Origin of the sequence: Pseudarthrobacter albicanus, from assembly GCF_018224015.1 — a bacterium.
Taxonomy (GTDB): Bacteria; Actinomycetota; Actinomycetes; order Actinomycetales; family Micrococcaceae; genus Arthrobacter; species Arthrobacter albicanus.
This window is the reverse complement of the sequence record NZ_JAGPOT010000063.1, coordinates 12,076-31,414: the sequence shown is the minus strand read 5'-3', so window position 1 is coordinate 31,414 and position 19,339 is coordinate 12,076. Positions and strand designations below refer to the sequence as shown.

The following is a 19,339-nucleotide window of genomic DNA, read 5'->3' as shown; positions in this document are numbered from 1 at the left end:
CCCAGGAACTCAACGCCCGCCCCCGCAAAACACTCGGCTGGAATACTCCGGCCGAGTCACTTCGTGCTTTACTGATAGCCAGCTGACCTCAGGTGTTGCATCGACCCCTGGAATTCGCCAAAGACGGGCATTTCGTGTTTAAAACGCCGGACCCGATCCCAATCTCATCGGTGGATCAAGGCTTAGCAGGACTTCTCACCCTCGCCCTATCTGTGCTCGGGCTCGCGGCGCCAGCCCAGGCGGCGAAGGTGCCGTCCTGGAAGATCGAGGTCATCGTCTATCTGTACACAGACCTCACCTACCAGGACGCTGTGTCTTCCCATCGGCTCGTAGGCAGCCTGGTCCCCGATGAAGTCGCCAACATCAAAAACAGCTCAGCAGGATTCGTCAATTCGGACATCCCAGCCCTCACCAGTGGTACGGAGCATCCGACCCTCAGGGTGAAGAGTGTCAGCAGGCCCTTGGACAGCCAGACTCTCACAGCGGACAATTTCGGCGGCTTTACGCCCGCTCCTTGGACGACGACGGCTGATCAGGATCCCGGATACGACTCATATATCGTTTTCTGGCAGTCATTCGGCTGGGACTGGGGACCGATGAAGTCGGACAACATCGCACACGCGGGAGGTCTTACGTGGGGCCGGGGCACCAGCCCGACCTTTTCCGCAATTCAGATGCCGGAACTCGCTTACGCCGGCCGTAACGTCCTGAAGCATGAGTGGGGGCACGCCATCACGTTCTACTACGACGCCAGGGGCACTGCACCCAAGCCGATGGTCGACAATCACCAACCGGATACGTCCGTGAACTGCCACACGCACAACGGCTACCTTCACATAGATGAAACTGCATCGAATCCTGTGCCGAATTCCATCTATAACAACGGGTCGGGATTCACCCATGACTACTACTCCGGCGTGACGGCGCAAGCAAGCAATCCGAGTCATTGCATCGGAATCACTCCCGCGGCCTGGCTGAGTGGCGGGCCCGTCACCAAACGGTAAGCGTTGCGCGCGTACTCCCCGACGATGCCGGAGAGTGAACGTATCAGACGGTTTCCCGCCAGATGACGGTGCGGCCCGGCGGGACCCAGACAGCCTTGTAGGCCTCGCGGACCGGGCCCTTACCCCGGAGCTCGAACACACGGCCGGTGACCTGGTTGACGGGGACGCCGAGGCAGTGGGCGATCTTCTGGTTGCAGGCGGCGCCCAGGGCGCTGATGGAACTGCGGACGGCGGTCTGCCGCTCACCCAGATCCTCGAGGCTGGCGTAGGCGACGGCGATGTTGTTCCCGCCCGCCTTCAGGACAGTGAGCAGCAACTTGGCGCTCTCCTCCGAATCTATCTTCAGCGTCTCGCGCTGTCTCGAGTCCGGGTCGATCCACCGCACGTAGTACGTGACGGAGCCGTCTATTCGTTTTCTGGGTTCCAGGTGAGCCACAAAACCGCTATGCAAAGATCCCGACGGCGGGTGCCGCACTTCCGCGTCCGCGCGGGTGAACTGGAGTCCGCGTGCGCGGAGGCACAAAAAACCCCTGGAATCCGTGGATTCCAGGGGTTTTCCCTTGTGCGCGGAGGGGGACTTGAACCCCCACCCCCTTTCGAGGACTAGCACCTCAAGCTAGCGCGTCTGCCATTCCGCCACCCGCGCAGGTGGTAATCCGGAGGATCATTCCGCCTTTCAGCGTTTCGCTTTTCTCCGAAGCAGCGAGAAAGACTCTAACACGAAGATTCCGCAAACATCCAATCGGGGCTTGTGGGTAGGCTGAAGCCAGCAATTGAGCCGCCGTACGAGGAGCGATACATGACCGACACCAGGCCCGAGGACGAAGTCGTCAGGATCTGCCAGGAACTCATCCGGATTGACACCTCCAACTACGGCGACGGCACCGGCCCGGGGGAGCGCGCTGCCGCCGAATACACCGCCGGGCTGATGGCGGAGGTCGGGTTGGACGCGGAAATCTTCGAATCCGCCCCGGGCCGGGCCAGCGTGGTGACCCGCCTCGCGGGGGAGGACCCGTCCGCCAGCGCCCTCGTGGTCCACGGGCACCTGGACGTCGTCCCGGCGCTGCGCGACCAGTGGTCGGTGGACCCCTTCGGCGCCGAACTGAAGGACGGCATGATCTGGGGCCGCGGCGCCGTGGACATGAAGGACATGGACGCCATGATCCTTTCCGTGCTGCGCAACTTCGCCCGTACCGGCCGCAAACCCAAGCGGGACCTGATCTTCGCGTTCTTCGCCGACGAGGAGGCCGGCGGCACCTACGGCGCCCGTTACGCCGTCGACAAGCGCCCCGACCTCTTCGAAGGCGCCACCGAGGCGATCTCCGAGGTCGGCGGGTTCTCCGCCACGATCGGCGGCCAGCGCACCTACCTGCTCCAGACCGCCGAAAAGGGCCTGTCCTGGCTGCGCCTGGTGGCGCACGGCCGGGCGGGCCACGGATCCCAGATCAACACGGACAACGCCGTGACCCGGCTTGCCGGGGCCGTCTCGCGGATCGGCGACTACAAGTGGCCGGTGGAGCTCACCCCCACCACGCGGCAGTTCCTCGACGGCGTGACGGAACTCACCGGTGTGGAATTCGATCCGGACGATCCTGACCAGATCCTCAAGGAACTCGGCACGGTGGCCCGCTTCGTCGGCGCGACCCTGCAGAACACCACCAACCCCACCCTGCTCAAGGGCGGCTACAAGCACAACGTGATCCCCGAATCGGCCGAGGCCCTCATCGACTGCCGGACGCTGCCCGGGCAGGAGCAGCACGTCCTGGAGACCGTCCGCGAACTCGCCGGCACCGGGATCGACATCAGCTACGTCCACAACGACGTTTCCCTCGAGGTGCCGTTCGCCGGCAACCTCGTCGATTCCATGATCGACGCCCTGCACGCCGAGGATCCGGGCGCGAAGGTCCTGCCGTACACGCTCTCCGGCGGCACCGACAACAAGTCGCTGAGCCGGCTCGGCATCACCGGCTACGGTTTCGCGCCGCTGCAGCTCCCGGACGAACTGGACTTCACCGGCATGTTCCACGGCGTCGACGAACGCGTGCCGGTCGATTCGCTGAAATTCGGTGCCCGCGTGCTGGACCGGCTGCTCAGCAACTACTGATCCCCCCGACCATGACACCTGTTGAGATCCTCCCCGAGCCCCTGCTGGAACGGATCCGCGGCCGCGCCGCCGGCTACGACCGCGACAACGCGTTCTTCCACGAGGACCTGGCGGAACTGGCCGCGGCGGGGTACCTGAAGATCTTCGTGCCGGCGTCCGACGGCGGCCTCGGGCTCGGGCTCGCGGCGGCGGCTGCGCTTCAGCGGCGGCTGGCGACGGCGGCCCCGGCCACCGCCCTGGCAATCAACATGCACCTGGTCTGGACCGGCGTCGCCCATGTCCTCGCCGCCCGCGGTGACAACTCGCTCGATTTTGTCCTGCAGGACGCCGCGGAGGGGGAGATTTTTGCCTTCGGGAATTCGGAGGCGGGCAACGACTCTGTCCTGTTCGACGCCCGCACCGAGGCCGTCCCGCAGCCGGATGGCGGGTACAGCTTCACGGGCCGCAAGATCTTCACCAGCCTGTCTCCGGCGTGGACGCGGCTGGGAATCTTCGGCAAGGACGCCTCGGCCCGGGACGGCGAGGGGGAACTGATCCACGGGTTCATCACCAGGGACACGCCCGGCTACGAGATCCTGCCGGACTGGGACACCCTCGGCATGCGCGCCAGCCAGTCGAACACCACGGTCCTCGACGGCGCCGTCGTTCCGGCCGGGCGGATCTTCCGCAAACTGCCGGTGGGCCCGAACACGGACCCGCTGATCTTCGCGATCTTCGCCTGCTTCGAGACGCTGCTGGCGGCGGTGTACACCGGCATCGGCGAACGGGCGTTCGCGCTGGGGGTCGAGGCGGTCAAGCGCCGCACCTCGTTCAGGAACGGCGGCCGCAGCTACGCCCAGGACCCCGATATCCGGTGGAAGGTGGCGGAGGCCGCGATGGCCCTGGACGCGCTCTACCCGCAGCTCGCCTGTGTCGCCGCGGATGTGGACGAACTGGCTGACCACGGCGCCCAGTGGTTCCCCAAGATGGTGGGCCTCAAGGTCCGGGCGACGGAGACGGCGCGGACCGTGGTGGACCTGGCGATCCGGGTCTCCGGGGGCTCGAGCTATTTCCGCGGCTCCGAACTGGAGCGGCTGTACCGCGACGTGCTGGCGGGCATGTTCCACCCCTCCGATGACGAGTCGGCGCACAACACGGTGGCCAACGCCTGGCTCGGGCCGGTGGAGACGCCCTGACCCGGGGGGCGGCGGGCGGCCTAGACGGTCCGCTGGACCTGAATGACCTTCCGGCGCAGCCAGAAACGCCGTCCGCCGCCCAGGTAGAGGACGCTGCGCTCGAGTTCCCACTTGCCGTACTCGGAATGCTCCGCCAGGCGGCGGCGGGCCTCGGGAAGCGAATCCTCAGGACTGACGGTCAGCACGAGGTATTCGTACTGCCTCACATAGTCCCGCTCCCGCCGGACCGAACTGCTCAGAAAATGTTCCTTCATTGCTCTCCATTTTCGTCTTTTTCCGGCTAACGTGAAGTCATGAGCATCGATCCGCGTGTCGCGCTTGAATCCCTGACTGCCGCCTTGCAGGAGCACCTGGCCACCGCCGCCGCACGCCGTGGCGATGGGGATCCCGCGGTCGAAGCGGCCTTTTTCGCCGTTGCTGACGCCTTCGAAGTCTATGACGACTCCCTCTACGAAGCCTACGGTGAAGTGACGCCGCTGGAAGTGATCGACGACGACGGCGAGGACGACGAGGAAGAAGACGTCGACGACGAGGAAGACCTCGAAATCCTCCAGGACCAGGACTGACCCCTCAGGCCGGGTCGGAGACGTCTTCCAGCGCCTGGGCGATCTCCGGGGGGAGCGGTGCCAGCGTTGAATCCAGGATTTCCTTGAGCTGCACGGGCGTCCGCGCGCCCACGATCGCGGTGGCGACACCGTGCTGGGACAGCAGCCAGCTCAGCGAGACGTCCAGGGCAGTCCGGCCGAGCCCCTTCGCGGCCATCGCCACGGCTTCCACCACACCGGAGGCGTCGTCCTCCAGATAGGGCTGCACGTAGCCCGCGAGCCTGTCATGCGCGGCACGCGAGTCCGCGGGGATGTGGCCCCGGTACTTCCCGCTCAGGACGCCGCGGCCCATCGGCCCCCAGGCCATCAGGCCCAGGCCGGCGTCCTCGATCGCCGGAATCAGCTCCGTTTCGGGGCTGCGGTGCAGCAATGAGTACTCGGACTGGTTCGCGACCAGCGGGAATCCTGCGACCGCCGCCGCCTTGGCCGTCTGCCAGCCGTTGAAGTTGGACACTCCCACGTAGCGTGCCCGGCCGGAGCGGACCGCGAATTCGAGCGCGGACAGGGTTTCCTCGAGCGGTACGTTGGGATCCCACGCCTGGGCAAGCCAGAGGTCGACGTAGTCGGTGCCCAGCCGGGCGAGGCTCGCGTCCAGCCCCGACAGCAGGCCGTTGCGGGAGGTATCGACGCTGCGGCGCCCGCCCGACGCCGAATATCCCGCCTTGGTGGAGAGGACGAGTTCGGAGCGCGCGACGACATCGCCCAGCATCGCGCCGAGCATCGCCTCGGCCTGGCCCTCGGCGTAGGACGCCGCGGTATCGATCAGGGTCCCGCCGCCGTCCACGAAGGCACGGAGCAGCCCGGAGGCATCCTGCTCATCGGTCTCTCGCGCCCAGGACATGGTGCCAAGGGCGAGGGCGGACACGCGCAACCCACTGTTGCCGACATAACGCTGCTGCATGCCAGCAAGCTTACGGTGCTTCGCCCGGTTCATACCGTAGGGTCTATAAACGTGAATTGGTTTGAAGTCGCCCTACTGGGCCTCGTACAGGGACTGACAGAATTCCTCCCGGTCTCCTCCAGCGCCCACCTGCGGATCGTCGGGTCCTTTCTCTCGAACGCCGCCGACCCCGGCGCGGCGTTTACCGCCATCACCCAGCTGGGCACGGAGACCGCCGTCATCGTCTACTTCCGGCACGACATCGTGCGGATCGCCAAGGCCTGGTTCGGCTCGCTGACCGGCAGGGTGCCCCGGCAGGACCCGGACGCACGGATGGGCTGGCTCGTGATCCTCGGCAGCCTGCCGATCATCGTCCTCGGGCTGCTCTTCCAGAACCAGATCGAATCGGTGCTCCGCAGCCTGTGGATCGTTGCGACCACCCTGATTGTCTTTGGCCTGTTCCTCGCGGTTTCCGACGCCGTCGGGCGCCAGGACCGCGAGCTGAGCAAGCTCAGCTACAAACACGGGATCCTGTACGGCCTGGCGCAGGCCATGGCGCTGATCCCGGGCGTGTCCCGGTCCGGCGGAACCATCACCGCCGGACTGCTGATGGGCTACACCCGCGAGGCCGCGGCCCGCTACTCCTTCCTGCTGGCCATCCCCGCCGTCTTCGGCAGCGGCCTGTACCAGCTCTACAAGGTCCTCTCCAAGGAGGGCATCGCCGGACCGTACGGCCTCCCGGAAACCGCCCTCGCCACAGTCATCGCGTTCGTGGTGGGCTATGTCATCATCGGCTGGTTCCTGAAATTCGTCTCGACCCGGAGCTACCGCCTGTTTGTCTGGTACCGGATCTTCGTGGGCCTGGCGCTGTACCTGCTGCTCGGTTTCAATGTCATCAGCGCCTAGCATTAGGCTTGGGCTGTGAAGTCCTGGATATCCCGCCCTGTTCCCCGGCTGCCGGGCAGCATGCCTGCCCTCCGCCTCTTCGACACCGCCAAAGGCGGCCTCGTCACCCTCGAGGCAACGGGGGAGCAGTCCATGTATGTCTGTGGAATCACCCCGTATGACGCCACCCACATGGGGCACGCGGCCAGCTACCTCGCCTTCGACCTGCTCAACCGGGCCTGGCGGGACGGCGGCCAGCAGGTCTCCTACGTCCAGAACGTGACCGACGTCGACGACCCCCTGCTGGAGCGCGCGACGGCGACCGGCGTCGACTGGCGCGAGCTCGCCGCCAGCCAGATCAAGCTCTTCCAGACAGACATGGAAGCCCTCAACGTCCTGGCGCCCGACCACTACGTCGGCGCCGTCGAGGCCATCCCCGCGATCGTGCCCGCGATCGAGCGCCTCCTGCGCCAGGGCCTGGCGTACCGGGTTGCCGGCGGCGCCGGCGAGCCCGACGGCGATGTCTACTACGACGTCGAGGCGGCCGGCAAGCACTCCGCCGACGCCGTCGGCGCGTGGACGCTGGGTACAATCTCGGGCCTCTCCGACGCCGAAATGCTGGAGCTGTTCGCCGAACGCGGCGGGGACCCCGGCCGCGCGGGCAAACGCCAGGCACTCGATCCGCTCCTGTGGCGGGTTGCCCGCGAGGGCGAGCCGTCCTGGGACGGCGGCGAACTCGGCGCGGGCCGGCCCGGCTGGCACATCGAATGCACCGTCATTGCCCACGAGTACCTGCCGGCGCCGTTCACGGTGCAGGGCGGCGGCTCGGACCTGATCTTCCCCCATCACGAGATGGGCGCCGGGCACGCCTACTCGCTCGCCGGGGTTCCGCTGGCACGCCACTTCGCTCACGCCGGCATGGTGGGCCTGGACGGCGAGAAGATGAGCAAGTCCAAGGGCAACCTGGTCCTGGTTTCCAGGCTCCGTGCCGCCGGGGAAGACCCGGCGGCCATCCGCCTGGCGATCCTGGCCCACCATTACCGCTCCGACTGGTCCTGGACCGACGCCGGCTTTGCCGAAGCCAAGGCGAGGCTGCAGACCTGGCGTTCCGCCGCGGCCGTGGCCCCCGCGGGCTCCGCGGGAGGGCTGCTCACCCGGCTCCGGACCGAGTTGTCCAACGACCTGAACGCCCCCGGGGCAGTGGCCGCGGTGGACCAGTGGGCCGCTTCCGCCCTCGGGCACAGCGGGGCTGGTTCCGGCGTTGCGGGCCCGGGCGTTCCCGGTTCCGGCAGCGGCGGTCCGGGCAGCGCCATGGACACCGCATTGGTCAGCGACGCCGTCAACGCCCTGCTCGGCGTCGAACTCTAGGCTTTCGCACAGCCGGCACAGCCGCTTGGCCGGCCAAGCTACAGCGTGCAGGACCACCGGGCCTGCCGGCGCCGGGCTATTGCTTGTCCTTGCCCCGCCGCTTGAGGTACCGCTCGAATTCGCGGGCGATCGATTCGCCGCTGGCCTCGGGGAGGTCTGCGGTGTCCTTGGCTTCCTCGAGCTGGCGGACATAGGCGGCGATTTCCGGATCCTCAGTGGCCAGCTCGTCGACGCCGCGTTCCCAGGCGTCTGATTCCTCGACGAGTTCCGTGGTGTCCAGGGGGACCTGCAGGAGCTCCTCGATCCGGTGGAGCAGCGCCAGCTGCGCCTTGGGGGACGGCGCCTGGGCCACGTAGTGGGGCACGGCGGCCCAGAGCGAGATGGTGGGCAGGCCGGCCAGCAACGCGACTTCCCCCAGCACGCCGACGATCCCCACCGGGCCCTCATACTGCGACGCCTCCAGGTCCATCCGCTCACGCAGGGCGCTGTCATCCGTGGAGGCGCTCACGGGGATCGGGCGGCTGTGCGGCACATCGGCGAGGAGGGCGCCGACCAGGATCACGTAATCCACGTGGAGCGCCTCGGCGTGCACCAGCAGCTCCGCCGTGTAGGCGCGCCACTTGTAGGACGGCTCGGTGCCCTGGACGAAGATGACGTCCACGTTGGAGTCCGGAACGCTGGCCTTGTGGATCCGGGTGGACGGCCATTTGATCTTCCGCTCGCCGGACGAGGTCCGGCGGATCGTGGGCCGGGTGAACTGGAAGTCGTAGTACTCATCGGCGTCGATCGAGGCGACCTTCTTGCCGCCCCAGAGCTTGTTCAGGTAGTGCAGAGCATCGCTCGCGGCCTCGCCGGCGTCGTTCCACCCCTCGAAGGCGGCAAGCATCACCGTGATGCGCTGGCCGTCCGGCACCGGCTGCAGCAGCCGTTCCGGTTCAGGCACGGCGCCCGGTTCCGTGGTGTCTCCGTCGAAGCTGTTCATCTCTTCACCCTACGTCCAAGGGGCGGACCCGCGCATGGAATGAAGCGCCGCAAATCGCTGCCGGCACCCCGAAAACCGTCGGCAGGGCCCGGCAGCGGCCGCTGATATTCGCCAACGGCGTAGCGCACGGCGCCGGCACGGGGCCGCACCGTAGACTGGAAGGCATGCGATCCTCAGCCCCCCGGCCCCTGCTCAAAGCTGCTCTCTGGGACATGGATGGCACCATCGTCGACACCGAGCCGTACTGGATTGAAGCCGAGCACGCCCTGGTGGCCGCCCACGGCGGCCAGTGGTCGCACGCGCAGGCCATGCAGCTCGTCGGCCAGTCCCTCGTCTTCTCCGCCGGCATCCTGCAGGAGGCCGGCGTGGAACTGGAGCGCCGGGAAATCATCGACATCCTCACGGCCCACGTGATCAGCCAGGTCCGGAACTCCGTGCCCTGGCGGCCCGGTGCGCGCGAACTGCTCGACGAGCTCCACACGGCAGGCGTCCGCTGCGTCCTCGTGACCATGTCCGAGGGCCCGCTCGCCCGCGAAATCGTCGGGAGCCTGCCCAGGCCGTACTTCGAGTTCCTGGTCACGGGGGACACCGTCACGCACGGAAAACCCCACCCGGAGGCGTACCTGAAAGCCGTCGAACTGCTGCAACTGCAGGATCCGGGGCTGACCCTGCGGGAATGCGTCGCGCTGGAAGACTCCGGGCCGGGCGTCGCCGCCGCGGTGGCCTCCGGCGTCGTGACCGTCGCCATCCCGCACATCATGCCCCTGCCGCACGATCCCCGCCGCGCCACCTGGGACACCCTTGAGGGACGCACCGTCGCCGACCTCGAAGAGCTCGTGGCCCTGCGGCACGAGTACCCGGAGGCAACCTTCGAGCTGGAAAGCGCGGGCGCCCCCAACACCAGGAGCCGGGCCATTGACTGACACCGAAACGCAGGGACCGCCGCGCAAGGACCTCGCCTCCCGCAAGGAAGGCATCCCGCTGGGACGGATCGCCGGCATCCCCGTGGTGCTGGCCTACTCCTGGTTCATCATCGCGGCGTTCACCGTGATCGTCTACGGGCCGGTGCTGGCGCACAACGACTCTTCGCTGGGCCTGGGCGCCTACTTCGTCGCGTTCGCCTACGCCGTGCTGCTGCTGATCTCCGTGCTCGTGCACGAGCTCGCCCACGCGCTGACCGCCAAGATCTACCGCTGGCCCACGGAGAAGATCGTCCTGAACCTCTGGGGCGGCCACACCCAGTTCGAGAGCTTCACCGCGTCCCCGGGCCGCTCGGTGCTCGTGGCGATGGCCGGACCCGCCGCGAACTTCGTCCTCGCCGGCGGCGGCTGGCTGCTGGTGTCCACCGCCGGGCTGACCGGCGTCGCCGATATCCTGGCCAACATCTTCGTCTGGGCCAACCTGCTGATCGGCATCTTCAACGTGCTGCCAGGCCTTCCGCTGGACGGCGGCCGGCTGGTCGAATCCGCGGTCTGGAAGGCTACCGGCAGCCAGGAGAAAGGCACCGTTGCCGCCGGTTGGGGCGGCCGGATCATCGTGATCGCCCTGGCCGTGTGGTTCATCGTCCTTCCGGCGCTCAGCGGGGACCGGCTGGACCTGTCCTTCGTCCTGATCACGGCCCTGGTGGGCAGCTTCCTCTGGATGGGGGCCGGCGCGTCGATCCAGCAGGCGCGCCTGCGCGGCCGGCTGCACCTGGTCGACGCCGGCACCCTCGCCGAGCCCGCCGTCGGACTCCCGGAGTCCGCGACCGTCGCCGATGTGCTGGCCCTGGCACGGGACGGCGCCACGGGCGCGGTCCCCGCCGTCGTGCTGTGCGGGCCCGACGGCCGGCCCGTGGCCCTGGTCGACGCCGGCGCCGTCTCAACGGTGCCGCCGGCCGCCGCAGCCTCCACCCCGGTCAGCGCCGTCGCGTATGCCCTCGGCGCCGGCGCCTACGTGCCCGAATTCTCCAGGGGCCAGGAGCTGGTCCAGTACCTCGCCCAGCTGGAAGGCCAGGAGTACGCCGTCGTGGACGGGGCCGGAAACGTGACCGGTCTGCTGCGCCAGGCGGCCGTCCTGAAGGCCATCACCGGCAAGGAGCCCCGCCGCGGCAGAGGCGAGCCCGGCAGAGCCGGAAGGCAGCCCTGAAGGCAGCCCGAGCGCCTGAACCGGTAGAGTTACCTGCCGGTCGTGTATTTCCGGCCCCACGCGCAAGGCCCCAGGCAGAAGAACCCGGCCCGCCGGCAAATCCGCGGCCACACAGCTTTACAGGAGCGAGGACTATTTTCATGAGCAGCGACACCGCCGCCAACCCCAACCAGGCAGCCACCGGCGAAACCACCCGCGACGCGGCCACCACCAACCCCAACCAGGCAGCCGCCGGCACCGCCGGCCAGTCTCCCGCCACCTCCGCCGGCACGCCGCCGGCAGGCCCTGCACCGGTTGGCGCGGCGCGGCGCCGCGGGCCGTTCCGCGAGGGCGAGCGGGTACAGCTCACCGACGAGCGCGGCCGGATGAACACCATCACCCTGGAGGTTGGCGGTGCGTTCCACACCCACCGCGGCTTCCTGAACCACGACGAGATCATCGGCCAGCCGGACGGCTCCGTCGTCGTCAACAACGTCGGCCAGCAGTACCAGACGCTGCGCCCCCTGCTCTCGGACTTCGTGCTCTCGATGCCGCGCGGCGCCGCGGTGGTCTATCCCAAGGACGCCGGCCAGATCGTCACCATGGCCGACATTTTCCCCGGCGCACGCGTCGTGGAGGCCGGCGTCGGCTCCGGCGCGCTGTCCATCTCGCTGCTGCGCGCCGTGGGGGACAACGGCTACCTGCATTCCTTCGAACGGCGTGAGGAATTCGCGGACATCGCCCGCGGCAACGTCGAGACGATCTTCGGCGGACCCCACCCGGCCTGGCAGATCTCCCTCGGCGACTTCCAGGCGGAAGTTGTCCGCAGCGAGGCCCCCGGCTCCGTGGACCGGGTGGTGCTGGACATGCTGGCGCCGTGGGAGTGCCTGGACGCCGTCGCTACCGTGCTGGCTCCGGGCGGCGTGTGGATCAACTATGTCGCGACCGTGACGCAGCTGTCCCGGACCGCCGAGGCAATCCGCGCCGACGGCCGCTTCACCGCCCCGGACGCCTGGGAATCCATGGTCCGCGGCTGGCACCTCGAAGGCCTGGCCGTGCGTCCGGACCACCGCATGGTGGCCCACACCGGCTTCCTGCTCGTCACCCGCAGGCTGGCCGACGGCGTCACCGGCATCTCCGTCAAGCGCCGCCCCTCCAAGACGGACTTCAACGAAGACGACGTCAATGCCTGGACTCCCGGCGCCGTCGGGGAACGCGCCGTTTCGGACAAGAAGCTGCGCCGCGCCGCCCGCGACGCCATCGCCGGCACCAACGTCAAGGACGCCCCGGAGGTCACAAACTAGCCGCTATATTTGGGAAGTCTCCAGCAGCACCCGCCTTCTTGGGGCTAAGGTCTTAACAGAAGCGCAGGAAGGGGCTGATGCACGATGGAGACTCCGAACACCGACCCGGGCCGCACACCGGCAGAGACCGCCGCAGAGGCGGCTGCACAGGGGGCGTCACAGGCGGCGTCAGGACAGGCTTCGGCCGCCGACGGCGACCGCTACGCCGCGAATGAACTGTCCGTGTCCGAGCGGCAGGTCAATATCCTCCGGGACAAGCTCCGGCATATTGACCGCCAGCTCGCCTCCGCGACGCAGAACAATTCCAGGCTGGTCAGCATGCTCGAGACCGCGAAGGCGGAGATCCTGCGTCTGAAGAACGCCCTCGACCAGGAGGGCCAGCCGCCGTACAGCTTCGGCACGATCCTGCAGCTCAACCCCAAGCGGCAGGCCGCCGCCGGCAGCAGCGGGCAGGCGGTCACCGAGGAGTCCGTGGACATCTTCAATGCCGGCCGCAAGATGCGCGTGGGCGTCAGCCCGCTGGTGAACATGAACCAGCTCGCGGTCGGCCAGGAGGTCCTGCTCAACGAGGCCCTCATGGTGGTTGCCGGGCTCGGCTACGAGCGGGCCGGCGATCTCGTCACCCTCAAGGAATTGTTGGGGCCGGACCGCGCCCTGGTGGTCGGCCGCGCCGACGAGGAGCGGGTGGTCCGGCTCTCCGGCGCCCTGCTGGCGCAGAAGCTCCGGGTCGGTGACGCCCTGTCGATCGATTCGCGCACCGGCTACGCGCTGGAGAAAATCCCGCGCTCCGAGGTGGAGAACCTGGTCCTCGAGGAAGTCCCGGACATCACCTACCAGGACATCGGCGGCCTCGGCCCGCAGATCGAACAGATCCGCGACGCCGTCGAACTGCCGTTCCTGCACCCGGACCTGTACCGCGAACACGGGCTGAAGGCACCCAAGGGCATCCTGCTGTACGGCCCGCCGGGCTGCGGCAAGACGCTGATCGCCAAGGCCGTCGCGAACTCGCTGGCCGCCCGGGCCGCCGAACGCGCGGGCAAGACGGACATGAAGAGCTACTTCCTGAACATCAAGGGCCCGGAACTCCTCGACAAGTACGTCGGCGAGACCGAACGGCACATCCGGCTGATCTTCGCCCGGGCGCGGGAGAAGGCCTCCGAGGGCAGCCCCGTCGTGGTGTTCTTCGACGAAATGGATTCGCTGTTCCGCACCCGCGGCACCGGCATCTCCTCCGACGTCGAGACGACGATCGTGCCGCAGCTGCTCAGCGAGATCGACGGCGTGGAACGGCTCGACAACGTGATCGTGATCGGCGCCTCGAACCGCGAAGACATGATCGATCCGGCCATCCTGCGGCCGGGCCGGCTGGACGTGAAGGTGAAGATCCAGCGCCCCGACGCCGAGGCGGCGGCGGACATCTTCAACAAGTACATCACCACGGACCTGCCCTTCCACGAGTCGGACCTCTCCGAGCACAGCGGTGACGTCCAGGCCACCGTGGACGCGATGGTCCAGCGCACGGTCGAAGCGATGTACGCCACCGAGAAGTCCAACGAATACCTTGAGGTGACCTACGCCAACGGCGACACCGAGATGCTCTACTTCAAGGACTTCAACTCCGGCGCCGTGGTGCAGAACGTGGTGGACCGGGCCAAGAAATACGCCATCAAGGACCTGCTCACCATCGGACAGAAAGGCCTGCGCATCGACCACCTGCTCCGCGCCGTCGTGGACGAGTTCCGTGAGCACGAGGACATGCCCAACACCACCAACCCGGACGACTGGGCGCGGATCTCCGGCAAGAAGGGCGAGCGCATCACGTACATCCGCACCATCGTCCAAGGCAAGGCCGGCCAGGAGCCCGGCAAGTCCATCGAGACGATGCCGAGCACGGGTCAGTACCTGTGACGGCTGTCGTTCCCGGCAAGCCGGCCCACACCGGTGGAGGCCTGCCCGCCGGCGGCGCCATGCGGGTGATGGGTTCGGAGACCGAATACGGCATCCACGCGCCGTCCGCGCCGGGGGCCAACGCCACCATGATGTCGGCCCGGGTGATCCAGGCCTACGCCCAGGTGACCCGGCAGCGCGCCGCCGGCGGAGCCGAAACCCGGTGGGACTATACGGACGAGGAACCGCTGCATGACGCGCGCGGCTGGACCCTGGAGCGCAGCGCGGCGGACCCGGAGCAGCTGACGGACCGGCCGCCGGTCCTGGACGCCGAGGCAGTCGCCCTCGCCTACGGCCGGCAGGAGCTGGAGGCCAACGGCGAGGACGGGTCCGGCACGCTGCTGATGAACATGGTGCTGGGCAACGGTGCACGGCTCTACGTCGACCACGCCCACCCCGAGTACTCCAGCCCGGAGGTCACCAACCCTCGGGACGCCGTCGCCTGGGACGCCGCCGGCGACCTCGTGGCCCTGGCCGCGGTGCGCCGCCTGGCCGCGGACCCGGAGCTGCCGCCCATCAACCTGTACAAGAACAACACCGACAACAAGTCCGTCTCCTACGGATCGCACGAGAACTACCTGATGCCCCGGTCCGTGCCGTTCGGCGACATAGTCCGCGGCCTGACACCGTTCTTCGTCACCCGCCAGGTCCTCTGCGGCGCCGGCCGGGTCGGCATGGGCCAGGACAGCTCCCGGCCCGGCTACCAGATCAGCCAGCGCGCGGATTTCTTCGAGACCGAGGTGGGACTCGAGACCACCATCCGCCGCCCCATCATCAACACCCGCGACGAGCCGCACGCCACCGCCGACAAGTACCGCCGGCTTCACGTCATCATCGGGGACGCGAACCTGAGCCAGGCGTCCAATTACCTCAAGTTCGGCACCACCGCGATGGTCCTGAGCCTGATCGAGGCGGGCCTGGCCCCGCGCCTGGAAGTCCACGAACCTGTCGCGGCGCTGCAGGCCGTCAGCCACGACACCTCGCTGACCGCCACCGTGCGGCTGCTGGACGGACGCCGGGTGACCGCGCTGGACCTCCAATGGATCTACTACGAGGCCGCCGCGAAGCATGCCCAGGACACCGGGGTCGCCGACGCCGTGGACGGCGACGGGCACACCCACGCCGTGCTGGAACGGTGGGCTGCGACGCTCACCGAACTCGGAGGCGACCGGGCGGCGGCCGCCTCCTCGGTGGAGTGGCTCGCCAAGCTCTCCCTGCTGGAGGGCTACCGGCAGCGCGACGGGCTGGGCTGGGACAGCGCCCGGCTGGGCCTCGTGGACCTGCAATGGGCCGATATCCGGCCCGAAAAAGGCCTCTACTACCGGCTGCTGGCCCGCGACCGGATGCAGCGGATCGTCGACGACGGCACGATCGCCCGCGCCATGACGGAGCCGCCGTCGGACACGCGCGCCTACTTCCGCGGCCGCTGCGTCAGCCGCTTCGGCACGGATCTGGTCGGTGCCAGCTGGGACTCCGTCATCTTCGACGTCCCCGGGCGCGGCAAGCTCCAGCGTGTCCCCACCCGTGAACCGCTGCGCGGGACCGAAGCCCTCACCGGCGGCCTGTTTGCCCGGCACCGGGAGGCCGGCCCCTTCCTCGCGGAACTCCTGGGACTCAGCCCGAGTTCATAGTAGTAAAGGGCCCCGCCGGCGGCCCGGGCGTGGCAATATTGCTACAGGATGTCCCTTGCGAAAAAGGGGACGGACAGAAGGAGAAAACAATGGCAGGCCAGGAGCAGCAGCAGCCGCAGTCGCGGGACACCGAGGTTGACGAGGACGTCCCCGCCGCGCCGCCCGCCCCCGCGGAAGCGCAGGCGTCGGCGGCCACCCAGGGCGTCGATGATCTGCTCGATGAGATCGACGGTGTCCTGGAATCCAACGCCGAGGAGTTCGTCCGCGCCTTCGTCCAAAAGGGCGGCCAGTAGGACCGGCCGCCAGCCGCCGCACCAGCGGTCTGAGGGGCTGAATGCCGGACGAGTCGTTGATCCACCACATTGAGGAGTGCACCAGTGCAGGAAACAACAGCCAACCAGGTAGCGGCCAGTGCGACGTCCTCCTTCACCGAACATCTGCAACGCGAACGGCCCGGCTTAATGCCTCTCGGGTTAGTGCCTTTCGGCTTAATGCCTTCCGGCCAGCTGCCCTTCCAGCAGCTCCCGGCCGCGGCCCCCCTCCAGGTGCCCCACGGGACCACGATCGTGGCCCTGACCTACGCCGGGGGAGTACTGATGGCGGGGGACCGCCGCGCCACCATGGGCAACGTGATCGCCAGCCGGCACATTGAAAAGGTGTTCCCGGCAGACCAGTACTCGGTGCTGGGCATCGCCGGGACGGCCGGTATCGCCCTGGACATCACCCGGCTGTTCCAGGTGGAACTGGAACACTACGAAAAGATCGAAGGAACACTCCTGAGCCTGGACGGCAAGGCCAACCGGCTCGGCGCCATGATCCGCGGCAATCTCGCCATGGCGATGCAGGGGCTCGCCGTCGTCCCGCTGTTCGCCGGGTTCGACCTGCCCGCAGGGCTTGGCCGGCTGTTCTCCTACGATGTCACCGGCGGGCGCTACGAGGAGCAGGAGCACCACACCGTCGGCTCCGGCTCGATGTTTGCCCGCGGGGCCCTGAAGAAACTCTGGCGGCCCAACCTTTCGGAGCAGGACGCCGTCGCCGTGGCCGTCGAGGCGCTGTACGACGCCGCCGACGACGACTCCGCCACAGGCGGCCCGGACCCGGTCCGGCAACTCTGGCCGGTGGTCTACGTGGTCAACCGGGCGGGTGCCGTACGGGTCCCGGAGCGTGACCTTGCCGCCGTCGCCGGGACCATCATCGAATCCCGGGCCGTGGCCCAGCGGGAGGCCTGAGATGACCCAGCAGTTCTATGTCTCACCCGAGCAGCTGATGAAGGACCGTGCGGATTTCGCACGGAAAGGCATCGCGCGGGGGCGTTCGGTCGTGGTCATCAGCTGCCGGGAGGGAATAGCCCTGGTCGCGGAGAACCCGTCGCCGTCGCTGCACAAGATCGGCGAGATCTACGACAAGATCGCCTTCGCCGCCGTGGGCAAATACAACGAGTTCGAGAGCCTGCGCCAGGCCGGCGTGCGGTACGCGGACGTCCGCGGCTACTCCTATGACCGCGAGGACGTCACGGCCCGGGGACTGGCCAGCGTCTACGCGCAAAGCCTGGGGGCCGTGTTCACGGCCGAACAGAAGCCCTTCGAGGTGGAACTGGCCGTGGCCGAGGTCGGCTCCAGCCAGGAAGCGGACCACCTGTACCGGCTGACTTTCGACGGGTCCATCGCCGATGAGCACGGCTTCATCGTGATGGGCGGCCAGGCGGACAAGGTGTCCGCAGCCGTCGAGGCGGGCTGGCAGGGCGAACTCGATTTCGCCGGTGCCATCCGGCTCGCCCTGGCCGGGCTCGTGGCGGACAAGGAAACCACCACCCTGCCGGCGTCGGCCGTGGAGGTCGCCGTGCTGGACCGCCGCCCAGAAACAGGCCGCGGCACCCGCCGGGCCTTCCGGCGGCTCGAGGACGCCGACGTCGTGGCATTGCTTGCGGAGGAGAACTGACATGGACAAGCGCATTTTCGGCATCGAAACCGAATTCGGGATTTCCTACTCGAGCCCCGAATCCCGGCCGCTGGCCCCCGAGGAAGTGGCCCGCTACCTCTTCCGCAAGGTGGTCAGCTGGGGACGGTCCTCCAATGTGTTCCTGACCAACGGCTCACGCCTGTACCTCGACGTCGGTTCGCACCCGGAGTACGCCACGGCAGAATGCGACGACCTGGCGCAGCTGATCGCCCATGACAAGGCCGGCGAACTCATCCTTTGTGACCTCGTGGACGAGGCCCAGGAACGGCTGGCGGCCGAGGGCTTTAACGGCACGGTGTACCTGTTCAAGAACAACACGGACTCCGCCGGGAACTCCTACGGCAGCCACGAGAACTACCTGATCCCGCGGCGCGGTGAATTTTCCCGGCTCGCCGAGATCCTGATCCCATTCCTGGTGACCCGCCAGCTGATCGCCGGGGCGGGCAAGATCCTGAAGACCCCGCATGGGGCAACGTTCGCGTTCTCGCAGCGGGCCGACCACATCTGGGAGGGCGTGTCCTCCGCGACCACCCGGTCCCGCCCGATCATCAACACCCGCGACGAGCCGCACGCCGACGCCGAGTTCTACCGGCGGCTGCATGTCATCGTGGGCGATTCGAACATGTCCGAAACCACCGCGCTGCTGAAGATCGGCACCGTGGACCTGATCCTGCGGATGATCGAAGCGGGGGTCATCATGCGGGACATGCGGATGGAGAACCCGATCCGCAGCATCCGCGAGATCTCCCACGATCTCAGCGGCCGGGCCCTGGTCCGCCTCGCCAACGGCCGGCAGCTGACCGCCCTGGAAATCCAGCGGGAGTACCTGGGCAAGGTGACGGCCTTCGTGGCCGAACACGGCGCCCACAACGCCCACGTGCCGCTGATCCTGGACCTGTGGGAACGGACGCTGGATGCGATTGAAAGCGGCGACACCAGCACGATCGAGACCGAGATTGACTGGGCCATCAAGAAGAAGCTGATGGACAACTACCGGCAGCGGCACGGCCTGGGACTCGACGCGCCCCGGATCGCGCAGCTGGATCTGACCTATCACGACATTTCCCGCAGCCGCGGGCTCTACTACCTGCTCCAGTCCCGCGGAGCCGTGCGGCGGGTGGCGGATGACACCGCCGTCAAGGACGCCGTGGATGCCCCGCCGCAGACCACCCGGGCCAAACTGCGCGGCGATTTCGTCCGCCGGGCCCAGGAACTGGGCCGCGACTACACGGTGGACTGGGTGCACCTGAAGCTCAATGACCGCGCCCACCAGACGATCCTGTGCAAGGATCCGTTCCGCAGCGTGGACGAACGGGTGGATGCCCTGCTGGACTCTATGGGCTGATACCCAGCTTTCCACGCTATTCTGGTAAGGGCCGTAAACTGGCC

19 protein-coding genes and 1 tRNA gene are annotated in these 19,339 nt (G+C 67.9%); 15 read left to right on the top strand and 5 right to left on the bottom strand.

All coding sequences use genetic code 11. The annotated features are described in order from the left end of the window. Window positions 1–92 precede the first annotated feature (92 nt). Window positions 93–1,004, top strand: coding sequence for a hypothetical protein (locus tag J9611_RS14355; protein ID WP_211881091.1), 912 nt, complete (start codon window positions 93–95; stop codon window positions 1,002–1,004). Between the two features lie 43 nt (window positions 1,005–1,047). On the opposite strand, the gene J9611_RS14350 is transcribed toward J9611_RS14355, so the two are convergent. Then, window positions 1,048–1,440 (bottom strand): hypothetical protein, encoded by a 393-nt coding sequence (locus J9611_RS14350; protein WP_246527827.1) that lies wholly within the window; start codon window positions 1,438–1,440, stop codon window positions 1,048–1,050. 127 nt (window positions 1,441–1,567) lie between these two features. After that, window positions 1,568–1,650: transfer RNA gene (locus J9611_RS14345), tRNA-Leu, on the bottom strand. Window positions 1,651–1,803: 153 nt separating this feature from the next. On the opposite strand from J9611_RS14345, the gene J9611_RS14340 reads away from it, so the two are divergent. Next, window positions 1,804–3,108, top strand: a complete 1,305-nt coding sequence (locus tag J9611_RS14340; RefSeq protein WP_211881089.1) for a M20/M25/M40 family metallo-hydrolase — start codon at window positions 1,804–1,806, stop codon at window positions 3,106–3,108. Window positions 3,109–3,119: 11 nt separating this feature from the next. Further along, window positions 3,120–4,283 (top strand): acyl-CoA dehydrogenase family protein, encoded by a 1,164-nt coding sequence (locus J9611_RS14335; RefSeq protein ID WP_211881087.1) that lies wholly within the window; start codon window positions 3,120–3,122, stop codon window positions 4,281–4,283. 20 nt (window positions 4,284–4,303) lie between these two features. Here J9611_RS14335 and J9611_RS14330 read toward each other — a convergent pair whose 3' ends face one another. Further along, complete coding sequence (locus J9611_RS14330) at window positions 4,304–4,537, bottom strand: DUF5703 family protein (RefSeq protein WP_211881086.1); 234 nt, start codon at window positions 4,535–4,537, stop codon at window positions 4,304–4,306. A gap of 39 nt (window positions 4,538–4,576) precedes the next feature. Here J9611_RS14330 and J9611_RS14325 point away from each other — a divergent pair, with 39 nt between their 5' ends. Further along, window positions 4,577–4,849 carry a hypothetical protein gene (locus tag J9611_RS14325; RefSeq protein ID WP_211881084.1) on the top strand — a complete coding sequence of 91 codons (273 nt, stop codon included), beginning with the start codon at window positions 4,577–4,579 and terminating at the stop codon, window positions 4,847–4,849. A gap of 4 nt (window positions 4,850–4,853) precedes the next feature. Here J9611_RS14325 and J9611_RS14320 read toward each other — a convergent pair whose 3' ends face one another. Continuing rightward, the gene (locus J9611_RS14320) at window positions 4,854–5,789 is read right to left on the bottom strand and encodes an aldo/keto reductase (RefSeq protein WP_211881083.1); all 936 of its coding nucleotides are present in this window, start codon (window positions 5,787–5,789) and stop codon (window positions 4,854–4,856) included. A gap of 51 nt (window positions 5,790–5,840) precedes the next feature. Here J9611_RS14320 and J9611_RS14315 point away from each other — a divergent pair, with 51 nt between their 5' ends. Continuing rightward, window positions 5,841–6,674: an undecaprenyl-diphosphate phosphatase gene (locus tag J9611_RS14315; protein WP_211881082.1), complete on the top strand. Its 834-nt coding sequence runs from the start codon at window positions 5,841–5,843 to the stop codon at window positions 6,672–6,674. A 15-nt stretch (window positions 6,675–6,689) separates the two neighbouring features. Next, window positions 6,690–8,021 carry a cysteine--1-D-myo-inosityl 2-amino-2-deoxy-alpha-D-glucopyranoside ligase gene (gene mshC, locus J9611_RS14310; protein ID WP_211881081.1) on the top strand — a complete coding sequence of 444 codons (1,332 nt, stop codon included), beginning with the start codon at window positions 6,690–6,692 and terminating at the stop codon, window positions 8,019–8,021. Between the two features lie 76 nt (window positions 8,022–8,097). Here mshC and J9611_RS14305 read toward each other — a convergent pair whose 3' ends face one another. Further along, window positions 8,098–9,003, bottom strand: a complete 906-nt coding sequence (locus J9611_RS14305) for a PAC2 family protein (protein WP_211881080.1) — start codon at window positions 9,001–9,003, stop codon at window positions 8,098–8,100. Between the two features lie 164 nt (window positions 9,004–9,167). Between J9611_RS14305 and J9611_RS14300 the strand changes: the two genes are divergently transcribed. The 9 genes from J9611_RS14300 (at window position 9,168) to pafA (ending at window position 19,295) form a co-directional block, all read left to right on the top strand. Beyond that, window positions 9,168–9,926, top strand: coding sequence for an HAD family hydrolase (locus J9611_RS14300; RefSeq protein ID WP_211881079.1), 759 nt, complete (start codon window positions 9,168–9,170; stop codon window positions 9,924–9,926). Then, window positions 9,919–11,130 (top strand): site-2 protease family protein, encoded by a 1,212-nt coding sequence (locus J9611_RS14295; RefSeq protein WP_211881078.1) that lies wholly within the window; start codon window positions 9,919–9,921, stop codon window positions 11,128–11,130. The genes J9611_RS14300 and J9611_RS14295 overlap by 8 nt, the downstream gene beginning before the upstream one ends. Before the next feature lie 140 nt (window positions 11,131–11,270). Continuing rightward, on the top strand, window positions 11,271–12,413 hold the full coding sequence (locus J9611_RS14290; protein WP_211881077.1) for a tRNA (adenine-N1)-methyltransferase: 1,143 nt from the start codon (window positions 11,271–11,273) through the stop codon (window positions 12,411–12,413). Window positions 12,414–12,497: 84 nt separating this feature from the next. Beyond that, complete coding sequence (gene arc / locus J9611_RS14285) at window positions 12,498–14,321, top strand: proteasome ATPase (protein WP_211881076.1); 1,824 nt, start codon at window positions 12,498–12,500, stop codon at window positions 14,319–14,321. Beyond that, entirely contained in the window at window positions 14,318–15,991 is a 1,674-nt protein-coding gene (gene dop / locus J9611_RS14280; protein ID WP_372447793.1) for a depupylase/deamidase Dop, read from the top strand. The genes arc and dop overlap by 4 nt, the downstream gene beginning before the upstream one ends. A gap of 89 nt (window positions 15,992–16,080) precedes the next feature. After that, complete coding sequence (locus tag J9611_RS14275; protein ID WP_211881074.1) at window positions 16,081–16,284, top strand: ubiquitin-like protein Pup; 204 nt, start codon at window positions 16,081–16,083, stop codon at window positions 16,282–16,284. A 168-nt stretch (window positions 16,285–16,452) separates the two neighbouring features. Next, on the top strand, window positions 16,453–17,220 hold the full coding sequence (gene prcB, locus J9611_RS14270) for a proteasome subunit beta (RefSeq protein WP_246527831.1): 768 nt from the start codon (window positions 16,453–16,455) through the stop codon (window positions 17,218–17,220). 1 nt (window position 17,221) lies between these two features. Then, window positions 17,222–17,929: a proteasome subunit alpha gene (gene prcA / locus J9611_RS14265; RefSeq protein WP_211881071.1), complete on the top strand. Its 708-nt coding sequence runs from the start codon at window positions 17,222–17,224 to the stop codon at window positions 17,927–17,929. A gap of 1 nt (window position 17,930) precedes the next feature. After that, window positions 17,931–19,295 (top strand): Pup--protein ligase, encoded by a 1,365-nt coding sequence (gene pafA, locus J9611_RS14260; RefSeq protein WP_211881070.1) that lies wholly within the window; start codon window positions 17,931–17,933, stop codon window positions 19,293–19,295. The last annotated feature ends 44 nt before the right edge of the window (window positions 19,296–19,339 follow it).